A 22,131-nucleotide genomic window follows, 5' to 3' on the forward strand; every position below is an offset into this window, starting at 1 on the left:
ATTATGGCAATACTATCAAATGGTAAATTTTATGGTTTCCTTTGCTCAGCAAGAGAAACCGGTAACAAATTAGCAAACGGTGTAAAAGAGTACGTGGAAGATTTCCTGTCAGGCTTTACCGGACACGGTTGGAAACTATGGGAATATATCAAAGGAAAATGGAAACTAGAGATAGACTCACTCGTAATTCGCGATACGATGGTTGTTTTCGAGTTGCTTATCCAAAAGATCAGAGCTGTAAAAGGCGCATTAAATATCACTCAAGCCAGTGGTAAAATAAAGTCAGCAGTATTCGATGAATCAGAGCAAGCCTGGCTTATCACCATCGAAGATGAAATGTCTTTTGTTGCCCATGACATCATCAGATGCCAAGACTGGAGCCGTGGAACACTCAAAGGATATTGGGTCGAAATCTCCGAAATACGTAAAATCGAAGGAATAGATACAATTATTATCCCCGTATCCGAATTTACAGGCGGTATTGGCTATGAAAACGACATGGAAGCTGTCAAAGCAAACTTAACCGGAATGACTAACCCCTCTTCCGGTGATGAAATCGTACAATTTGGCAACTCAGTAAACGTAAACCGTCAGAGCGCCATCTATCTTCATGCCGATGAAGGCGGTCAGCCCGCAATCGACATTCTATTTGGAATCAAAAGCAAGAACTTCACCGGATGCGTCAAACAACGAATAGGAGGAAACATTCCCGGCACAAACGGACTAAAAGGCTTCTACTGTGAAAATGGAATGATAAAAGGAACAGACTCCAATGGACATACCGTCTACTCCATACACCCTGATGGAACGGCAGAGTTTGGAGATGGTTCCGCCCGTTTTGCTACAGACCGATCCGGTCACATAGCCGGCGGAGCAATCTCCTGGCAATGGGACGCCACAAAAGGGAAATACGTGTGCACCATGGAAGGAGTACTACTTACATGGGACAATCTGGATGATGAGACAAAGGAAAATCTCAAAGGAGACAAAGGCGATACCGGTGAGCAAGGACCACAAGGCATTCCGGGAACTCCTGGCGAAAATGGTAAAGTACTATTCACCTGGATTCGATACGCCGACAACAATCAAGGCTCTGGAATATCCAATAATCCTACCGGAAAAACACACATCGGATTTGCATATAATAAAGAAACCGACATAGAGAGCAACAACCCGGCTGAATATACATGGTCCGAGATAAAAGGCGAACAAGGAGTACCCGGAAAAACAGGGACAGACGGTAAAACATATTATACCTGGATTGCCTATTCCGACAATGCCGACGGCAGCAATATGTACCAGCAACCGACTGACAATACAAAGTATATTGGTATAGCGGTCAATAAAGACACTGCTGTTGAGAGTAATAATCCTTCCGACTATACTTGGAGTAAGTTTAGAGGCGAACCCGGAAAGAATGGCATAGATGGAGCGAATGGAGTCAATGGAGCCGACGGCATAAGCATGATTTACAAAGGCGAGTACCCGTCTCATCCCTCAAATCCTCAGAATGGCTGGTACTATCGTAATACAACAGATAAAAAAAGCTATGTTTGCCATGATAACGCATGGTATGTAATGACTATTGACGGGGCTAACGGAAAAGACGGCCTCAATGGTAAAGATGGTAATGATGGCATAAGTATTACGTGGAAAGGCGATCTTGCCACTCCTCCTGTTAATCCTCAGAAGAACTGGACATATCGTGACATGGATAATGGGCGCGTATATATCTATAATGGTATCGCTTGGGAATTAATGGTTGCCGATGGTAATGATGGTATAGATGGAGCTACCGGCCAAAATGGTTCAGATGGAAAAGGGGTCTATATTACTTATCATGACAGTGAATCAGAACCGGATAAACCAACCGGAGATGGAACAATAGGAGGGTGGCATACAAATTCTACCGCTACAGTAATTTGGATATCACAGAAAGTTGCAGATAACGCGTCTTCCGGAGTTTGGGGCGACCCTATTCGAATTAAAGGAGATATTGGTAATCCAGGACAAGACGCTAACTTACTACCTTGGGTAGAGCAATGGGAAAAGAACAAAACACAAATTGGTAGCGAATACGTAGTATCTCCTAAAATGTTTTCCGGTATAAATTCGGGTACAGCTGACGATCCTGTATTGACAGGTATAGCAATCGGAAAAGAATGTATTACTGATAAAGATGGAAATAAGCGTACAGGTATATTTGCACTAGTTGATAATGAACCTGTATTTGAACTTGACCCGATTACTAAGAAGTATAAGTTTGAGGGAGAAGTGAATGCAACGAGTGGAAAATTTGAAGGAGAAGTTATAGCAACTAGAGGAAAGATTGGCGGTTTCCAGATTGATGGTGTTAATTTAAGTAATCAAGATAATGGAGATTGTTGGATTAGTATTGATCATAGAAACAATAATTCTAGAAGAATATCATCTCTTGGTAATATTTTCTCTGAAACAACAGGGATTGATACGGCTGGTTATTTTGAAGCATCTGGTGATCGTACAAATTATGCTTTGAAACTTCATGCTTCAGGAAGTAAAATTCCATATATTGGATATGGTGGGTATAGTAATATTGCATTGCAATCGACGGGGGGATGTCATTGGAACATAAATCAAAACGATCATTGGTGTATGCCAGGAGTACTTGCATGTATAGAGGTTAATACTTATAGGAATGGTAACGATATTCATTATTCTATAAATAAAAAATGGGGAAATGGATTAGGCAACATTAGTGTCAATCTGGGAAGTGCTAGAGAGTATGTGTTTACACATGATATAAATCATACTAATTATTTTGTAATGGCTATTCCTACTGGACAAAGAGAATCAGATTCTTGGGAACCATGTATGGCGACTTATGATAGTGTTAATCCGAATTCTTTTAAGATAATTTTTTGGGGACCTGAGAAGTCTAAATGTTATCCTAAATATTTCACAGTTATCATCTCTGGGAATCCTAAATAAAATGCCACATTTTATTTTGTGTTAATATAATTAAATATGGGTCTAATTGTTTTGAGAAATATTACCAGTCGTTTTACCATTTTAAGGACTGGGAATAAACTATAATACTTAATATTCCAATAATAAGTATTAAATGAAATAATGGAATAGAAAGAGTACAATATCCGTAATGAATATTCTTCTATTAAAAACAGCTAAAACCAATCAACTCATTCATTGAGCAGGTAGGTTTTAGCTGTTTACTTTTTCTTCTGATATATATTTTATTTATCCACATTTTTATGGCTGACATCAATTCGATAGACCCTAACATCCTGTGGAGGAATGGAATAGACAAGTTCTTTATTAACTGAAATAATAGGTGTAGAGGTCCATAATTCTTTTCCTTCGATACGCTTATTTTGAGAATAACCGATTCTTTTCATATCCAACCGACCTTCTTTTACAGAATTTGTGTCAAAGTTGAAAATAGCAATATAAATATAACGATCAGTGTCCATCATATAGATACTTTCAGCTTTCTCCGGGCTCTTTGCCATATATCCTTCTACGGGATAAAATGATTTTCCCAATCGGGCAATTTCGTTTATTTCTTTATTGGTAACCAAGGCTTTTGCCTTTTTCCTGGCTGTTTCATTTCCCGGTAGCGAACCTTTAGAACTAAAATTATCACCTAACATATATATTCCGGTGATGACAGCCGAAGTAATTCTTGCCCTATTCGCTCCTTCATTATAATTATCCGCTTCTTCCGGTTTATACAATAAGATATGGTCGGCATCATTGAATGTGTACACACGGTCGAGCCACCAGCCAAAGGATAGACTATTGAGCATATAGTTAGTGGTTCCCCAACCTTCTTCACTCATAGCCCCCCAAGTGTCGCAGCTAATTCTCCGTGAGTTTCCGTATTGTGTCGGAAAAACAGGTGCGATAGATAAAGCAAGAAACATATCATGACCACATAAATCAGATAAGTATTGCATTCCTTCGTTGTATGCTTGAGTACCGGTAGTAACATCGGGATTATAGAATGAATCGGCCTCTAAAGTTCCGTTATTGATGAAGTCCAGTTTTATATAGGTATATCCCCATCTTTTAAATTTCTCTATGTAATGCTTCATCCGTAACTTCGTTCCCGGATGGGTAGGGTCTACTGCCAGCGATTCTATTTTGCGTGGCTTTCCGTTTGCGTACAGATAGATATCTTTGTACTTCCATTGTCCGTTAGTACCTTCAACGATACCTTCCGCATTTCCAAACCAGTCGGAGAAGGGACACCAATAAATTCCGGCTTTCTGGCCGTTCTCTTTACAATGACGGGCAAAGGCGATTAATTGGTCTTCATTGAAATTGTCCCAGAAAGAATCTAATCCGATATAGGTTGTTTGGTTGTTTTCAAAACTTTGCGGTTGAAGTTCTTGTTTGATAAAGTCGGCTACATCGACAGCTCCTTCATAATTTACTTTTGTAGCCATAGCTGCCCAGCTGTTCCAGCCGAAAGGAGTACCTGTATTCCATTGACGGGGAGGAGCAATAGCAGCATTTACTTCTCCGAATTGTTCCAATCCTTTCCGCCAGTCGTCAAAAAAGCCAATCAGTATTTTAGGTGATTTCAGCTTTTTTCCCCGGATACTTCCGTGCTCTTTGGAGGGACGGTCCGGCTTATCACTGATGTCACGGGTCAATTCATGGGTAATACCTCCAAAACATTCAAGCTTAGTGATATATTGATTATTCTCCCCTTGATAACGAATACCTGTTTTCCAGGTATCATGCTCTACCGAGCCGATGATCAGTCCTTTTCTGCTGGTTCCGTTGAATATGGAAGTGACTTCAAAAGATACTTCTTCTTTTTCTAACGGAGCAGACAGGTAACTTACAAAGGCATCATTATCATAAGGGACGCGTAATCCCCGATTGGTACTATCTTTGGGCAAAAAAGAATTTCTTTCCGAGGTGTATAAAGGAGCGATGTAGTTACTTGCTATTTCTTTATCGGCAGAACAGATCCATACTTCCGTAAGAAAATAATTTTTATTAGAATAGAAATAGTAATATTGTTCTATCTTGATTTCCGGTATAGTACCATCGGCATAAGTTACGATATATTTGCTTCCTTTACCCAGCTTGTCATTGACTTTTTCTTTTCGGATTTCTATTGTTTTGAAATCACAGCTTCTGACATCAGTTTCTCCTATCTTAGCTTTAACGTAAGCTCCTTTCAGTAAAAACTGTCCTTTGTAACTGTAGTCAGTAGTATGCGTTGAAGAGTTATAAACAATTTCCCAATCATTGTTTTTGATTTTGTTTCCGGCACTTAGAGTCTGAAGATGAAAGCAAGTAAGTAAAACTATTACAGCTAAATAGTTGAAAGCAATAGAATGAATTTTGTTCATTAGTATTTGATTTGAAAGGTTTTTATTCGATTTTTCGTTTCGCGATTGGATAATTACAGATTACAAAGATGCCCGGATTCTACTCAATGACTGAGGTGTAATCCACAAATAAGAAGCTATATGCTTCAAAGGTACGTGTTGAAGTAACTCCGGAGTTTCTTTAATTAATGTGAGATAACGTTCTTTCGCTTTCGGGCTTCCTGCACTAATCAGCCAATTCTCCTGTCCAAGGAACTGGCGTTCCATCAAGTTAAGCCCTAGATTGGCGAGTCCGATGGAAGAAGCATATAATTGGTTCAAAGCAGTGCGCGATATACAGTAAGCTGTACTATCACACATTGCTTCGATACTGATTAGTGAATTAGCATTGTCCACAAATCCCCATACGGAGAAAGCAGCCTCTCCCTCCGAGGCAAACCAGATGGTAGTGTCTACTCCATCCTTGTGGTAGTATGCTCGCCAGATACCATTCTTTATCAGATAGAAGTTGCTGTTCTTTGCTCCTTCGTGCACGATTAGTTCCTTTTTCTTGAAATGTACTTCTTCCATACAATCCAATAAAGTTTGTGTGTCGGCTTTTGATACTCTATATCTGTTACAAAGTTTCTCTTTAAATGTATCCATGATGCAAAGATACACATCATAGATTTACAAAGAAACGGTCTTTCAAATAAATTCCAATAATATATAAGGTTGTTAGTAATTCGGCCAGAGGAACAGCCAACCAAATACCCGGTACACCTAAAATGGGAGGCAAAGCAAAGAAACCTATTAACATGAATACAACTCCCCGTAGAATAGTAATGATTGTAGCTCTCCGTGCCCGTTCGATACTTTGATAGTAACCGATTCCTACCATGTTGAAAGCAAAGAAGATGTATCCGATGGCAAAGTAAGGTATGCCTTTCACTGCAATGTCGAAAGCCCCGTAGCTGCGGTCAATAAACACAGCCACAATATTTTGGCTACAAAGAGCGGTGATAATAAAGAAACATACTCCGCATAGCAATGCTGTACAGATAGAAAGATGAAGCGTCTTTCGTACCCGTTCGTGTAAATTGGCTCCGAAGTTGTAGCTGATAATGGGCTGCGCAGATTGAGCTATCGCATTGTATACCATGAAGATAATCGGGAAGAAATAGCAGACAATACTGAATGCGGCTACTCCGTCCTCTCCCAAATGGCGGATGAAGACATAGTTACCCAGAAACATCATACAGGCAATGGATGCTTCGCTGATAAATGCAGAAGTGCCAAGTTTGACCATATAACTGATATTCCGTATAGTTAGCAGCATACTGTTCTTGCTCAATTTGATACGGCACAGGCTGATGCAGCAGGAATATCGGGTGAGATAAATAATTGTCATCAGGCTTCCTACAGTAATACCCAGACTGGTAGCGAAGGCTGCGCCCATCAGTCCCCATCCGAATTCAAAAATGAAAATATAATCAAGTATGATGTTGAGTACGGCGGAAACAGCATTGCATAACATGGCGTAATTGGGTGAACCGTCCAGACGAATGTAGAACATACCGGCATTCAACAATACATAGAAAACAAGGAAAGGAACATACCAGATCATATACTCCACTACATCCGGCATCAATCTCTCCGAACTTCCGAGTAATCGTGCCAGTGGCTCTACAAAATAAAAGCAGAGAGCCGACATCACTAATATAATGATTGCTGAGGCAGCAAGTGCCTGAGTGATATTGATACTTGCCGCTTTACGTTTACCTTGCGACAGATGAATGGAAGCCACTACTGAAGCCCCGACTCCGAACATCAGCCCTATGCCGGTGGTAATCATAAACAAAGGAGCGGTGATATTGACGGCTGCCAATGCGTCACTGCCTATTCCTTTACCTACAAAAATACCGTCGGTAATAACGAATATCGCTGAAAATACCATTCCCAATACTGTAGGAATCAATAATTTGCGGAACAACTTAGAGATGTCCATACTGCCGAAATCAATACTGTCTTTCATCACTTTCTACCTATATTAATGTTTGAAAACCGCTGCAAAGGTAGGGGGATAGAATGAGATAAAAATTACCAATTGGTAATTTCTCTCCTCCGGATAGATTAAAAGAAGATTTTATTTTTTAGATAATTTACTTTTTATTTTCTCTGGTTTGTGTATCTTTGTCCTGGAAATTTTGGTGTCACTCTTCCGATCCTACGGAATGAGTGGTGAAAAGGGAATCAGGTGTAAGTCCTGAACAGACCCGCTGCTGTAAGCTCTGCTAAAGTTTTCCCACAATACTCAAATCCACTGTCTCACTTTAGGTAGACGGGAAGGGCGTTGGGAAAATGGAGTAAGTCAGAAGACCTGCCAAGATAGAATTTTTGATACTTTCTGGGAGTGAGGTTTCAAAAGTGCAATTTATTTTCTTTATAATTTTGTATGAAAAGACGATGAGAGGTTATGAGCTATCTCATATGTTGTTACGTATTGCCTATGTGTATACGTGCGTTGCCTTTTTACAATCTAAATAGCTTAAAACAAGCAAAAAATGAAAAGAAAGAATGTAACATCTTTGCTAGCCCTTTCATGGGCTGTGGCGTGTGGAGTGATCCTAGTGGCTTGCTCTGGAAATGATCGGGGAGAAGATATTCCGGGCCCTTCGGATTTATACTCTCCTTATGTAACGAAAGTGTTGGATTTTTGTCCGGCACCGGGACAATTTACCAATACAATGCCTACTTGGCAGGAAGGAGATACGCAAGAAACTATCAATAAAAAAGTATTGGATATAATTGGAAATAATAAGGGTGGAATGGTTTCCTTAGGAAGTTTTGGTGGATATATCGTTGTTGGTTTTGACCATACAATAGAGAATGTATCCGGACAACGTGATTTCCGTCTATTAGGTAATGCCTTTTATTCCAATCAGAATCCCAATCCCAATCCATCGCGAGAGGGAGGAAATTGTGAACCGGGAATTGTCATGGTGGCTTATGATAAGAATAAGAATGGAAAACCTGATGATGATGAATGGTACGAACTTGCAGGTAGCGAATATTCAAACGAAACAACCTTGAAAAACTATGAAATAACTTATTTTCGTCCGGATGAAAATAAGACTCCGCCGGAAGTGGAAGAAGGGGCATTGGTCATTGATCCGGAATATATCCACTGGGTAGATAACCGGGGGAATGATGGTTATATCGTGAAGAATATGTATCACAAAGACAATAGCTATTTTCCACAATGGATAGAAGGTGAAGAACTGACATTGAAAGGAAACTTGCTACCGCCTAATGGGGTAGACGAGGGAACTGCTTTTGGTAAAGGAAGTTATTGGGTACTTTATGCCTACGATTGGGGGTATGCGGACAATCATTTGAATGCGGAAGAGGGGAGTACGTTTGATATAGATTGGGCTGTAGATAAGAATGGCGATCCGGTCACGCTTCCGGGGGTTGATTTTATCAAAGTATATACGGGAGTGTTACAGACTTGCGGAGCAGTTGGAGATACTTCTACCGAGGTTTGTGGAGTGGAAGATTTACATTTGCTGAAAAAATAAATAATATGCGTTTCTGTTATCCGGAACGTAAGTGAAGGATTTTCTCTTTCTTGATATTAAAACAAAGAAGAGATACTTCACTACACTCTGCATGACAGAGAGCCTGTTGATAACTTTTTTGATTTATTTCATATAATGTCTATTTAATATTAATCAATTAAACAAGAATGAAAAAGTATTTAGTACTGGTAGCAGTTGCGTTGAGTGTGGGATTTACTGCCTGTGACGATGACGAAGATGTGATTAAACCTGTTGTGTCCATTGTTAATGAGTCGGAAGTAAACTCTGTTGCTCAGCTTGATACATTGTATCTGAAAGCAAAAATGGAGAATGTACCGGCAGGGACAAAAAGTGTCTGGACAGTTAATGGAAAGGAAGTTTCTACCTCTTCTTCTTATAAATTTACTCAGCCTAAGCCGGGTGAATATGCTATCGGATTGGCTATGGCCGATGTGAATGGAGAGAAAATCCAATCAGTAATGACGGCAAAAGTATATGCGAGATTTGGTAAGGGAGCTTTTGTTTTGAATGAAGGAAATATGACTAACGAGACAGGAACTTTGGGCTTTATCGATCGTAACGGAGTGTTGGTGGACAGTGCTTATTACCGGGTGAATCAAAGTTTGCTGGGAGCTGTATGTCAGGATATGTTCATTGCAAATAATAAAGTGTATATACTTTCTCAGAATGGAGCTAAAAACGGAGGAGAAGGTTTGCTGACAATAGCTAATGCCGAAACTTTGGAGAAAGAATTGATTTATAATGATGATGCCAATAAATTGTCATGGCCTACTCACCTTGCCGCTGTGGGGGAGAATATTTATATACGTGATAATAATGGGGTGCAAGTGTTGAATGCTTCTACAAAAGAAATCGTTACTATAGATGGTAGCAGAGGTATTGCCAAGAATCACATGGTTACTATTGGTGGCAAAGTTTTTGCAATCAATGGAAAAAAGATTTGTGTTATTCAGGATAAGGCAATTGTAAAAACAATAGAATTATCCGGTTCATTATCCGGCCTTGCCAGGGCTTATGATGGTAATTTGTGGGCTTCATGTACAAGTCCCGGTCAGATTATGAAAATTAATCCGGAAGATTATTCTGTGATAGATACTCATACTCTGAACGTTAGTGTTAGTAATAACTATGGATCTGCCCCCGCTATAGCCGCAAGGGAAGATACTCTTTATTTCTGTCAGGGAGCATCCACTCTGTATCGTCATATTTTTAAGGAAGATAAGACTGAGACTGTAGCCAATATTCAGGAATACCTTCCGGATGCTAAAACTTACTATAATAGTTTGGGAGTAGATCCGGAAAGTGGAAAAGTTTATCTGGCTACTTTGAAAGGCTGGGGGCAAGATTATAAGATTAATGACATTGGTATCTTTGATTTCTCAAGAACACCGGCTATGCAGCAGGATTACAAGAACAAGAATAGTTTTCCGGCGGGTGTTTACTTCACTGCTAATTTTGAATAAAGATGAAGTATTAAACTTAATAGTATATTTTTAGTTGTTAGAGGAAGCCTGTCAGTTCATTTAAATGAATTGGCAGGCTTTTTATTGTTATTTTATCCGTACTCTCATTTCTTTTGCATCAAATAAGATTGATTCATTCCGAAATAATCTTTCTATATGTCCACTGGATACCATATCGGGAGTAGGCAGGCTGTATAACTGAGGATTGTCTATCAACATGATGAAATCGCAAAGTGATAAGGCAATATCCAGATCATGTGTGGAGAATACGATGCATTTATTTTTTTTCTGAGCTAGTTTTTTAAGGAGCAGACAGAGTTCATATCGATTAGGTAAGTCCAGAAAAGCAGTTGGCTCATCCAGTAAAATAACGGGGGTGTCTTGGGCTAGTGCACGTGCAATCATAATGCGTTGGCATTCACCGTCGGACATTTTATCCATTGTCTTTTCGGCATAGTCGCACATTCCCACTAATTGCATGGCTTCGGTGATCCGTTCTTTGTCTTCCGGTTGCAACTGGCCCATCCAGTTGGTGTAAGGAGCACGTCCCATTGCAACAACGTCTTCGCAACGAAGATTAGCGATTCGTACTTTATCCGTTGTGACAAAACTGATGCTTCGGGCAAGCTTTTCCGGTTTCTGTGAAGCAATATTTTTTCCTTGAAGTATGATCTCTCCTGCCTGGGGTTTTTCCAATCCCATCATAGCTCGGAGCAGTGTACTCTTGCCGGTTCCGTTTCGTCCCAGTAATGCCACGAGTTGTCCGCCTGTGATACGAGCAGATACTTTTTCAAGCAGTGTACGTTGTCCGTAGCCTAATGATATATCTTTGAGTTGAATCATTTGATTATACGCAAATTTTTAGCAATTACCCATAAAATAACCGGAACTCCCAATAACGCTGTAATGCAATTGACTGGCAATAAGAACTTCTTGGCAATGATGTCGCAAATCAGCATACCAATAAGTCCTGTCAGCATAGTGCCCGGAACCAGTATCCGATGATCAGCATTATTGAATAGTAGTCGTGTGACGTGTGGTATTGCTAAACCGATGAAGCCTACCGGACCGCAGAAAGCAGTGACTGTGCCTGTCAGCAATGCAGTGGATATAAAGATATAACTTCGGGAACGCTTGATATTCATTCCCATAGTGCGTGCATAATTCTCGCCAAGCAATAACAGGTTTAGTGATTTGATACAAGCGACAGAGATTAATAAACCTATACACAACATTGGTATCATGATGCTTAATTGAGTAGACGTGATATGACTAAGTGATCCCATCGACCACAAGGTGAACATTTTAAGTTGTTCGGCGGAGCTTAGATATTGCAATATCTGGATGATGGCTCCCGCCACATAGCCGATCATTACTCCCATAATCAAAACACCAAGTATATTTTTTACTTTCCGGCTGATCACTGCCACCCCTAACAGAATAACGGCTGTCCCTATCCATCCTGAACCTACAATTCCGATAGATTGCAGTAAAGGAAAGTCTGTCCATCCCAATAGCGGTGCTCCGAGTATGAAAAGTGCGACTCCCAATCCGGCACCGGAACTTACTCCTAATAGGTAAGGATCTGCCAACGGATTCTGGAAAACAGTTTGCATCTGCAAACCGCTTACAGAAAGTGCTACACCGATCAGTCCTGCAACCACTACTCGTATAAAACGGATGGAAAGGAGGATGTTGCGTGTCATTTCGTCACATTCACCCCCGGTCAGTACAGCCCATACCTTGTAGATCGGGATGTAAGTGTCTCCCGTTGCCATATCGACCAGTAATAATAGTACGGCTATTATTGCTAGTGAAATAAACAAAAACATGGTACGTTTACGGGGACTTATCATCTTCGGTAATTATTTACTATATGGTGAACCTTGCAAAGATAGCGCATAGAAATGAAAAATGCTCAAATTCTTTTGAATAACATAACATCCTGTTGGCCTTCACTCTAAATGTCTGTAATAATAAGTTGAGTCAGATATGAGTTCTGGATGAAAGATATGGATTAAATCCCGTAGTACGATATCCGGGTGCACGACGGCTGATTCCCAATAGTCGTTACCTCCTGCGGGCGTTAGTCTTAGATTGTTATTGTAGACAGTTTTTTCGCGTACCGCTTTGGCATCTGCAAATTTAGGATTCATTGCTTTTAATTCGCCCAGCGTAGATGGAGAACCTACATTGATCCAATAATCAGCTTTCTGTATAAGTCCGTAAGCTGTTTCCAGCCCGATAGGTACTGAACTATTTGACGTGTTTTCTTTATAAATATAATCCGCTCCTGCATCGGTAACCAATTGTGCCATATAACTTTGAGTAGAGGGCATCACCCAAGTATCATTCCAGGGAGTATTGAACATGGTAGTAGGACGTTGCTCAACAGATTCTGTCAGTTTTTTCAATGCTTGGTAACGTTTGGGAATTTCCTGAAATATCTTGATTCCTTTCTCGCGGCTGTTTGTTAGTTCGGACATCACGACCAGCCATTCAGCTTTACCGAGTGGCGATTCTTCCAGATATTCTCCGAAATACATAGATGGGATAGACAATTCTTTCAATTTGTCTGTTATGGCAGTTTGAGCATCTCCAATGCCATATAGTAAGACAACATCCGGTTTCAATCCGATTAATAACTCATAATTCATTTCCGGACCCATATCCTGAATTGAATCTTTATGTGCAAGAACATAAGGGTTCGAGATAAAGTTTATTCCTGAAACTCCGACGATCCGGTCAGTTTGTTCCAATATGTCGAGCATCGCAATATAAGCAGATGCCATACATACAATACGTTTGGCGCCGGCCGGGATAGCAAGTCCTGTGAATCCTTTCGGAGGTAATTCTCCATTACGGGAAATGAAGTACGACATTTTCACATCCTTTGCTCCTTGCCATGGATTAGTTATCTGTATCATCGTACTCCGGGTATTTTCCGCACCTAATATTTTGAAGCCTGATGCGTATTGGGGAGTGTATATTTCTTGATTGAAAGCTTTCGGTGTAGTTTTGTTTCCTGATATGCAACCCATTAGACAAAGTGCCGATAACAGTGAGAAAATTGAAATAAGCGAGTTTATTTTCATATCTGTATTTTTTATGTCTATTATTTATCTTTCTTTCCCCATCGAGGATTGATACTGATTGTGAAACCATAGTTTCTTCGTGGCATCGGGCGGCTAAGTACCGATACATATTCTTCATTAAACAAGTTGTATACGGAGAATTTTACGGAAACACCGGTCTGCTTCCACCTGAACCGTTTCTCTAGTGATACGTCATTCATATAGTAAGAGTTAAGTTCATCCCGGTTGGTATACATTTCGTTACTTGAAGTCGTGTAACGTTTGCTGTAATAATTGTACTTATAAATAAGAAAGATATTTTTCCAGCTCACTTGTCCCATGAAAGCAGAAGAATATTCCGGTATATAAACCAATTGTTTTCCGGCAGATACATCTTCAGTACCCATAGGATCGCCATTGTTAATGGCTTTGGTACGGCTCCAGTTAGCGTCCATCCATAACGTCCATTCTCCTAATCGGAGGGAGGCTTTTCCTTTCAGTTCTATTCCGTAACTGTGTACTTGCTTTACATTGCGTGGAGTCCAAAAACCTTTGGCGGTAGGAAGCCAAAGAATCCAATTGTCAATGTGCGAATCATATGCGGTTACTTCTCCTTTCAGCGTAAACCGATCGTCCGACTTTAATGTAAATTCCATTCCTGTATCATAAGTAAATCCTTTTTCCGGCAACAATTCCGGATTTCCTCCGGGTTGGAAATAAAGATCGTTTAAGGTCGGATAGCGGTAGTTCCGTGCAATGGATGCCTTAAATATCACATTATAACGAGACCAAAGTGCTATATCAAGAAATGCCGCAGGGATAAGTGGTGTAAATTTATCGTAATATTGTTCTCGTAAATCTATAGCTAACCCTACACGAGACCACGGGCGGTAGCGTACTGTGGCGAGTGCAGATATTTCCGGACGGCTTTCCATATATCCGGTTCTGGTTTCTTTCTCCCAAGTGTCTACGTAATTAAAAGTACCATTCACATTTCCTCCGATCATCCATTTTTCGGATGGAATATACTCCGCATTACCTGAAAGAAATCCTGAATAGATGTAACTGCTGGCGTGTTGCATCTGGCTCATTTGCTCATTCCCAATCCGCGTATCGTACGTGTACAGCATATGCGTGTAAGTATATCCTAATTTACTGGATACTTTCAGCTTTTCGGCAGTTCTGTCCCATCCTCCCACTGTACGGAGAGTTGTTTCCTCTTGGCGGGTTTTATAGTCAGCTTCCTCCCGTTGGTCTGTTGTAAGCATTGGTATTCCCCGGTCGGAATCCATAAGCCAGGCAGTAAACGAAAATTTATTCCCGTCTTTGCGGTCATAATATAATTCTTGTAATAGATGGAAATCTTGATATTCACAGTTCTTATTCCGGGTGGTTTCGTATTCAGGATTATAGCTGCCGTCATCATTTATCTGCGGCTTGTCGTAGTTAATGTATTTGAAATCATTTTTTGAATGCACAAAGTACACACGAGTGGAACTTTGCCACTTTTCACCTGCGTAACGGAATTGGAGGAAGTCATCAAATGTATGGTAACTGCTGATGCCTTGTATAAACCTGAGGTCAAAGCCCTTCTTTTTTTCCGGACTGGTTCCTAACGTGATTGCACCTCCCAGACCACTTCCGGTTACATTGACCGAGCTTGCGCCATGCCAAAGACTCATGTCGTCTATAAAATAAGATGGAATCATAGAAAAATCTACTTGTCCAAGCATCGGAGAGTTGATGTTCATACCGTTCCAAAGTACTTGTGTGTGAGAGGGTGAAGTTCCTCTGAATGAAGCTGTCGCCATTGTTCCTCTACCATAACTTTTGATAAAGATAGAAGTGCTTTGCGACAAGATATCTGCCAGACTGTTAGTGATGCTTTCCCGTAAAACAAGTGTGTCGAGTACGGTTTTTGTCGTTCCTATATCCCGGAAAGGGCGTTTGCCGGTAATTGTTACTGTATCCAGTCTTAATTGCCATACAACGTTATTATCCTGTCCTTGTACAGAAAGAACACAGCAAAATAGAAATATGATACTTATTTTGATTGTATTCGGTATATTCATGGACGATTATATTTAAAACAAAAAGCTCCCGGAATAATGCCTACTTTGAATGTATCTACCGGTACAGCTTCTGGAGTGAAACGGTAAATGACACCGTGTTGTACATAATCAATAGCATCCGCTACGTATACTTCTGAAGTGTAAGGATCTATGGTCAGTCCGTAATAGATACTGCTTTTGTTAGGTGACTTCAGGAATGGTCGTACGGGAATGCGGGTATCAGTGACATCCATGCACCAGATATCTTCATTGATGAAGTAGAGTGTATCTCGTGCACCATTGAGCACTACTTCCGAAGCTCTTTCGCCTTTTTTAAAAGTAAATGTTTTTTCGATAGTTCGGGTGGAGGCATCTATTTTATAAAGAGTAGGGGCTTCATAACCGTATGGACTACCTTCATAACCTCCGTCAGTAATAGTCCATATTTTGCCATATTTGTCGAGTGTAAGTGAAGTTGGTTGTACTCCAACGGTAATTTCATCCACCATTTCGTCTTTTTCGGTGTCTATGACTAATATCTTGTTGTCGTAAGACCAACAGTTGGTGAATACGTATTTTCCGTATTGTACCATCTGCTCTGTAGATTTGTGACCTTTTGTGTCTATGTAGCCTGTTTTCTGTAGAGTTTGCGGATTGAATATGGTTATAGTAGGAGCATAAAGGTCGGTGATATACGCTTTTGTATCACTAACAAAATGCACATAGCGCGGAGAGGTTAGTTTAGTGATTCCTCCCAGAATTTCAAAGGTTTGCAAATCGATAACATAGACTGCCCCTGAATTATTGATTACCACATACCCTTTACCGTCATGAACCGTCATAGACTGTGCTACATCACCTAATTTCCTGCCATTGGCGCGGAAAAACACATCATTGTCTACTTCTTTATTCTCTGTGTTGTAGTAGGAAAGGCTTGCATTGCCATATTGAAAGTTTCCTTCGTTAGTAATAAATAATCCGTTTCCGGACACTTTAAATTCTTTTTTTTCGAAGGGGTTATAGTCCATGCACGATGCAAAGGCAAAGAACACCAGTAAGAGAGGAATAATAATTTGAGCTTTTTTATTCATAATTTATCGTTTATTCCTGAGCGCCGCAGGAGTAAAAAAACATACGAAACAGGTAGGTCTTCTGACTTATTCCCTTGATTTGTGGCGCCTTCCCGGAGAAGAAATCCAGTGGCAATTTGCTACAAATTGCATGATCCTTGAATCATGCGGGAAAATACAGCAGCGGCTACTGTTACCGATTTAAACGGTATTCCCTTTTATCTTTAATAATGCAGATTTAAGATTGGAATCTGCATTATTAAAGAACCTGTTTCGTGTGGACAAAGATAGTCATCTTTTCTAAGATAGCCATTCTTTTCAAAGCTATTTTGATTTAGAATGCAACGGCAATATTATCCATGCAGAAGTATGCCGGAGTATTCATTCCATAAGAACCGGAATCAGAACTGCTCATGCTGAACCGGATTTTATGAACTTTGCCAAGAGGTGACAGCTCTACACGTTTCCATTCGGTAAGAATACCTCCTGAATCAGCTGTACGGAAGTCTGCCAGATAAGTCTCTACCTGGCCGACCGATTCTCCGGCAGCATTAAATCCTTCGATTGTTAGTTTGAACCAGTCTTGATCTTCATAAGAGAATTTTTTAGCAAAGCCATCACCTTCTTTCATAGAGAGTACAGCGTAGGTGTTATTGGAAACATATAGATGGTCGATGGTGTATTCAGCCGTTTCGTCATTGATAAAATCCATGTATATTTCTGATCCTCCCCAACTACTGACATAAGTTACTGCAAATGTTTTAGAGTGGTTGTATCCTCCGTTTTTCTGATTATGATCTCCGGAGTAAACGCTGCATTGATTTGTAAAACCTGCTGTTTCGGTATCATTCCATTGTGAAATAGCGATACCGCCACTGTAATAATCTGTGCTTGTATGGAAAAATAAACCCGAGCCTTGGTCGTCATAGCCTCCATAGGGATATTCTCCTGTATAGACTGAATATAAATTCTCTCCATAAGAGGTTGGACCTGCCAGATAGCTTTCGTCTATGTTTTCAAAAGTCACGAATTGAAATGCTTTTACTTCAAAAGTAGCATTCACTGTCGATTTATCTTCTCCAACTGCAATGATTTCTACCCTGCCGGTGTTTGATGTGCCGGTTACTCCTTTTTGAGGTGCGATGACTGTTAGTATCCCATCTTTAAGCGAGGTATTCCATCCTCCAGGTTGTTTGATAGTGGTTGAGCTTACATTTTGCAAATCTACTTTGAAAGTTTTGCTTTCCGTGTAATTGAACTCGACGGTAGGATCGGCGGTGATTTTTAAGGAAGGTTCTGCTACTGGAATGGAATCGTCATTGGAACAGGCTGCCAACAGGCAAGTGGTAATTAAGAAAAGAAAATACTTTTTCATACGTTTCATTTTATTATATAGTTAAACAATTATTGTCTTACGAAAGAGCAAGCTGAAGCTACATCCGACAATATTGTTCTAAAATGATAGATGAAACGATCTACTACTAAGACAATGGAGTCATCGGTGCTCTTGTTGCTCGCAAGAGTATTACCTTAGTTGTATAGGCAGGTCTTCTGACTCATTTCTTAGTGGATGCGCCTTCCCGGTCTTGCAAGATCAGTGGCTTTTTGCTTCCATATATTCTCCTTGATTAAAAAAAGGAGAATTGAAATTTACAGCAGCGAGAACTGTTGCCGGTTTACACGGCATTCCCTTTTAATTCTGCCGGAAATGTAGATTTTCCGAATAGAAACCTTAACGGCACAAAGGTAATTGTTTTTTCGAGAATGAAAAACAAGGAGGATAATAAATGTTGGATGGGGCAGTTAGCAGCGAAAGAATATAAACGTATAAAACTGTATATATTTTGTTTTTTTTATATTGTTTTTTTTCTTCAATCCCTTTAATATTGTGTACTTTTACCCCCTTTAAAAACAGAAAACATTCTTGTTGGGATTTCATATCCGTGAAATGTCAAAAGAAGGAAAAAAGAATAGACTAAACTGATTCATGCTTACCGGTATGGGAGGCAGTGTAGGCAAAAGTATTATTACTGACATGAAAAATATCAAACTAGGCGGACTACTTTTATTATTATTGGGGGTACATACAAATTTGTATGCCCAACAGACAAGAACAATCAAAGGAAGAATACTGACGGTGGAAGTCGGAAGTAAAGAAAAACAGCCTTTGCCTTCTGCCAGTATCGTTGTATTGTCAAAGAGCGATTCTACTTTAGTGAAAGGAACGACAAGTGATAAAGAGGGCCGTTTTACGATTAGCTTTCAACCTCAGAGTAAGAAGGCGTATCTGTTGAAAATGTCATTTATCGGGATGCAATCTGTTTACCGTGTCTTGAAAGATTCCACATCTGTCAATGTCGGGACAATTACCTTGAAGGATGACGATATTCAGATTAGCGAAGTAGTAGTTACTGCCAAGCTTAAGGAGATTGTGACGGAAGGTGATACGACTGTAATCAATGCTGCTGCCTATAAAACTCCCGAAGGTTCATATCTGGAAGATTTGGTGAAACGTGTTCCGGGATTGGTATATAATAAAAACGATAAATCACTGAGCTATAACGGTCAAACGATCAGCGAAATTAATGTAAATGGTGAATCCTTTTTTTCTGGCAGTAAGGAAACTGCATTAGAGAATCTTCCGGCAGATCTGGTTAGCAAGCTGAGAGTATACGACAAACGCTCGAAAGAAGAAGAATTTACCAGTGTTGATGACGGCAAGAAAAATTACGTTCTCGATCTCCAGACTAAAGATGAACTGAATGAAACTTGGCTGACAAATGCAAAAATTGGGTTTGGTAATAACCGGAAAAAAGATCTGGAAGGGCAAGCAAACTATTTCCGTAAGAACGGAGATAACATTTCATTGATGCTGCGTTCTACGAACAGGTATCAGAATAGTACTTATAAAGATAATATCAATAATTCGGTGGGACTGAATATGACGAAGAAGTTAGGAAAAGAAATAAACCTATCTGGTAGTGTGAATTATGGTCTTAACCGGAATGGTAATCTTTCCACTACTTATCAGGAGCAGTATCTGACCGGTGGTAATCAATATTCTTCTTCCGCTAGTGAAAGTAATTCTAAAAACAAGACTATATCAGGAAACTTATTTGGAGATGGGAAAATAGATGAACGTACCAGATTCCATTTTATGGGGAATTTCGGGCTGTCTCCCAATCAAAGCGAGAATAGTAATCAGAATGCTACTTTTGATGCTCCTCCGGGTATTGACCAAAGTAATCTGTTTCACGACTTTGAGTCTATTCCTAAAGATATTAGAATCAATCGCAGCGAGAACCGTTCGTTATCTGACGGGCAATCGAATAACTATATGTGGATGGCGAGCGTTATGAGGCGTATGGATGAAAAAGGAAATACGACTGTCAGCCTAAACCTTCAGAACTCGGATACTTGGGGAACTAACAAAAACTTCTCTCTTTCTAACACGACTTATTACCGGCTGAAAGATAAGCAGGGAAACGACTCGGTACTTTTTCGGAACCAGTATTTGCAATCGCCTACCCGGAATGGTACTTGGCGGGCAGGTCTTTCTCTTACTCAACTAATAGCCAAGAAAGTACGTTTGCAAGCGTCGTATAACTGGAGTGCCCAATACGAACGTGATAATCGTGATACTTATGAACTCTCTGCTCTGACAAGTACGGATACCTTCGGCAAATTGCCTGACAATTATGAAGAAGGATATGTGGACAGTCTGAGTAACCGTAGCCGTAGCCGTTTGAACGGACATGATTTAAGTCTGGGAGTGAATTATAATGATACGACGTGGATGTTTAATGCGATGGTAGTTGTTTCTCCACAAAAGCGTACAATTGATCGGAAAATTGGAAAACTTAGTGCGGATACGACCATGAATACGGTTGATTTTCAACCTATGATGTGGCTAACCTGGCGGAAGAAGGAACTTCAACTAAGCTTAAATTATGATGGAATGACCCGCCAGCCTTCTTTGTCTGATTTGATGCCTCTGACAGATAATAGCGACCCGTTGTTTATCACTCGCGGAAATCCGGATTTAAAGCAGATGTTTACTCATAATCTACGCCTGAGTTTTCAGAATCAAGCGAAAGGACTATCTGCGAATGTTGGATGGCGGATGGAACAAAATAGCGTTACTCAAGTCATGATATACGATTCTCAGACAGGAGGGCGAGAGACATATCCTATTAATATAAATGGTAACTGGGGAGTGAATGCCGGAGCCAATTGGTGGAAGCGTATGGGGAAATCTTTTTCTTTACGACTAAATGCCAACGGAAATCGAGATAACAGAGTCAGTATGATTAATGAAGACAGGAGTCAGGAACCGGAGAAGAGTACGACTCGTGCTTCCAATTTGAATTGCGAAGCCCATCTTGCGTATCAGCCGACATGGGGTGGTATTGATCTTACTACAGGCTGGCAGTATCAGTATTCGCTCAATTCGGTGAATAATAATAATACGTTCACCCGTAATTATCGCTTCGGACTTGAAAGTTATGTTGATTTGCCTTTCGGATTGCAACTGCGTTCAGATGCAACGTATGAACTTCGTGGCGGTACGAATATTCAAAAAGACGATGAGAATGAGATACTCTGGAATGCGGGGGCTACCTATCGATTCCTGAAGAAGAAAACGGCAGAATTGTCAGCATATTGGTCGGATATTCTGAGTGATAAGAAGAATTATACGAGAACGGCTACTTCCGATGGATTTTATGAATATCGCAGCCAGCAGATACGTGGATATTTCATTGTTAGTTTCAAATATAACTTTCGCACAATGATGTAAGTTCTCGAAATAATTCGTATGTTTGCTTCAAAACCATAAAACAAATGTACTATGAGTGGTAATTATGTCATCAATATCGGTCGCCAATTGGGTAGCGGCGGAAAAGAAATAGGAGAGAAGTTGGCTGCTCGTTTGGGTATTGACTTCTACGATAAAGAACTGATTAATTTGGCTTCCGAAGAAAGCGGATTATGCAAAGAGTTTTTTGAAAAGGCTGATGAAAAGGCCTCGCAAGGTATTATTGGAGGTTTGTTCGGGATGAGATTTCCGTTTATTAGTGAAGGAGCGATGCCTTGTACCAATTGCCTGAGCAACGATGCTCTATTTAAAGTGCAGAGTGATGTGATTCGTCGTCTGGCAGCAGAAAAATCTTGTGTATTTGTTGGGCGTTGCGCTGACTATATCCTGAGAGAGCATCCCCGTTGTGCGAATGTTTTTATTTCCGCTTCAAAGGAGGACCGTATTGCGCGTCTTTGTCAGATTCATCACATTGATGAAGAAGCTGCGGAAGAAATGATGGTGAAAGCAGATAAGAAACGTTCGGAATATTATAATTACTATAGCTATAAAACTTGGGGCGCGGCTGCTACCTATCATTTGTGTATTGACTCCTCTTCTTTGGGCATTGATGAAACCGTTCGGTTTATAGAAGAATTTGTCGCTAAAAGACTTCAATTGTAAAATCAGACTCAAAATAGGAATATAATAAAGCCGGCTAATTCGTTAAAGAATGTAGTCGGCTTTAT

Annotated in this window: 14 protein-coding genes and 3 riboswitches; of the genes, 5 read left to right on the plus strand and 9 right to left on the minus strand. The window is 40.2% G+C overall.

Translation table 11 applies throughout. The features are described from left to right. Positions 1–3: 3 nt before the first annotated feature. Positions 4–2,970, plus strand: a complete 2,967-nt coding sequence (locus tag PHO71_RS12355) for a hypothetical protein (RefSeq protein WP_300203654.1) — start codon at positions 4–6, stop codon at positions 2,968–2,970. A gap of 263 nt (positions 2,971–3,233) precedes the next feature. Here PHO71_RS12355 and PHO71_RS12360 read toward each other — a convergent pair whose 3' ends face one another. The 3 genes from PHO71_RS12360 to PHO71_RS12370 are packed head-to-tail and all read right to left on the minus strand — an operon-like array spanning position 3,234 to position 7,362. Then, entirely contained in the window at positions 3,234–5,369 is a 2,136-nt protein-coding gene (locus tag PHO71_RS12360; RefSeq protein ID WP_300203656.1) for a hypothetical protein, read from the minus strand. A gap of 60 nt (positions 5,370–5,429) precedes the next feature. Continuing rightward, on the minus strand, positions 5,430–5,993 hold the full coding sequence (locus tag PHO71_RS12365; protein ID WP_300203658.1) for a Crp/Fnr family transcriptional regulator: 564 nt from the start codon (positions 5,991–5,993) through the stop codon (positions 5,430–5,432). A gap of 16 nt (positions 5,994–6,009) precedes the next feature. Next, the gene (locus PHO71_RS12370) at positions 6,010–7,362 is read right to left on the minus strand and encodes an MATE family efflux transporter (RefSeq protein WP_300203660.1); all 1,353 of its coding nucleotides are present in this window, start codon (positions 7,360–7,362) and stop codon (positions 6,010–6,012) included. A 156-nt stretch (positions 7,363–7,518) separates the two neighbouring features. Continuing rightward, positions 7,519–7,730, plus strand: a riboswitch (cobalamin riboswitch). Positions 7,731–7,891: 161 nt separating this feature from the next. Here PHO71_RS12370 and PHO71_RS12375 point away from each other — a divergent pair. Together PHO71_RS12375 and PHO71_RS12380 are read left to right on the plus strand one after the other, a co-directional pair. Further along, positions 7,892–8,908, plus strand: coding sequence for a PKD domain-containing protein (locus PHO71_RS12375; RefSeq protein WP_300203662.1), 1,017 nt, complete (start codon positions 7,892–7,894; stop codon positions 8,906–8,908). Positions 8,909–9,075: 167 nt separating this feature from the next. After that, positions 9,076–10,392 carry a DUF5074 domain-containing protein gene (locus PHO71_RS12380; RefSeq protein ID WP_300203664.1) on the plus strand — a complete coding sequence of 439 codons (1,317 nt, stop codon included), beginning with the start codon at positions 9,076–9,078 and terminating at the stop codon, positions 10,390–10,392. Between the two features lie 87 nt (positions 10,393–10,479). Here PHO71_RS12380 and PHO71_RS12385 read toward each other — a convergent pair whose 3' ends face one another. From PHO71_RS12385 to PHO71_RS12410, 6 genes are all read right to left on the minus strand, one after another. After that, entirely contained in the window at positions 10,480–11,235 is a 756-nt protein-coding gene (locus tag PHO71_RS12385; protein WP_300203666.1) for an ABC transporter ATP-binding protein, read from the minus strand. After that, a complete protein-coding gene (locus PHO71_RS12390; protein ID WP_300203668.1) occupies positions 11,232–12,248 on the minus strand; it encodes an iron ABC transporter permease in 1,017 nt (338 codons plus the stop codon). The genes PHO71_RS12385 and PHO71_RS12390 overlap by 4 nt, the downstream gene beginning before the upstream one ends. 99 nt (positions 12,249–12,347) lie before the next feature. Then, positions 12,348–13,487, minus strand: a complete 1,140-nt coding sequence (locus PHO71_RS12395; RefSeq protein WP_300203670.1) for an ABC transporter substrate-binding protein — start codon at positions 13,485–13,487, stop codon at positions 12,348–12,350. Positions 13,488–13,507: 20 nt separating this feature from the next. Further along, entirely contained in the window at positions 13,508–15,538 is a 2,031-nt protein-coding gene (locus tag PHO71_RS12400) for a TonB-dependent receptor (RefSeq protein ID WP_300203672.1), read from the minus strand. Further along, positions 15,535–16,608 carry a YncE family protein gene (locus tag PHO71_RS12405; protein ID WP_300203674.1) on the minus strand — a complete coding sequence of 358 codons (1,074 nt, stop codon included), beginning with the start codon at positions 16,606–16,608 and terminating at the stop codon, positions 15,535–15,537. Before PHO71_RS12405 ends, PHO71_RS12400 begins: the two co-directional genes overlap by 4 nt. Positions 16,609–16,641: 33 nt before the next feature. Next, positions 16,642–16,874: riboswitch (cobalamin riboswitch) on the minus strand. 47 nt (positions 16,875–16,921) lie between these two features. Continuing rightward, complete coding sequence (locus PHO71_RS12410; RefSeq protein WP_300203676.1) at positions 16,922–17,962, minus strand: DUF4465 domain-containing protein; 1,041 nt, start codon at positions 17,960–17,962, stop codon at positions 16,922–16,924. Positions 17,963–18,110: 148 nt separating this feature from the next. Then, positions 18,111–18,337, minus strand: a riboswitch (cobalamin riboswitch). 285 nt (positions 18,338–18,622) lie between these two features. Between PHO71_RS12410 and PHO71_RS12415 the strand changes: the two genes are divergently transcribed. Together PHO71_RS12415 and PHO71_RS12420 are read left to right on the plus strand one after the other, a co-directional pair. After that, complete coding sequence (locus tag PHO71_RS12415) at positions 18,623–21,385, plus strand: outer membrane beta-barrel protein (protein ID WP_300203777.1); 2,763 nt, start codon at positions 18,623–18,625, stop codon at positions 21,383–21,385. Between the two features lie 51 nt (positions 21,386–21,436). Next, a complete protein-coding gene (locus PHO71_RS12420) occupies positions 21,437–22,066 on the plus strand; it encodes an AAA family ATPase (RefSeq protein WP_300203678.1) in 630 nt (209 codons plus the stop codon). Positions 22,067–22,131 lie beyond the last annotated feature (65 nt).

The sequence above is a fragment of the Bacteroides sp. genome (genome assembly GCF_028690125.1).
Classification (GTDB): Bacteria; Bacteroidota; Bacteroidia; order Bacteroidales; family Bacteroidaceae; genus Bacteroides.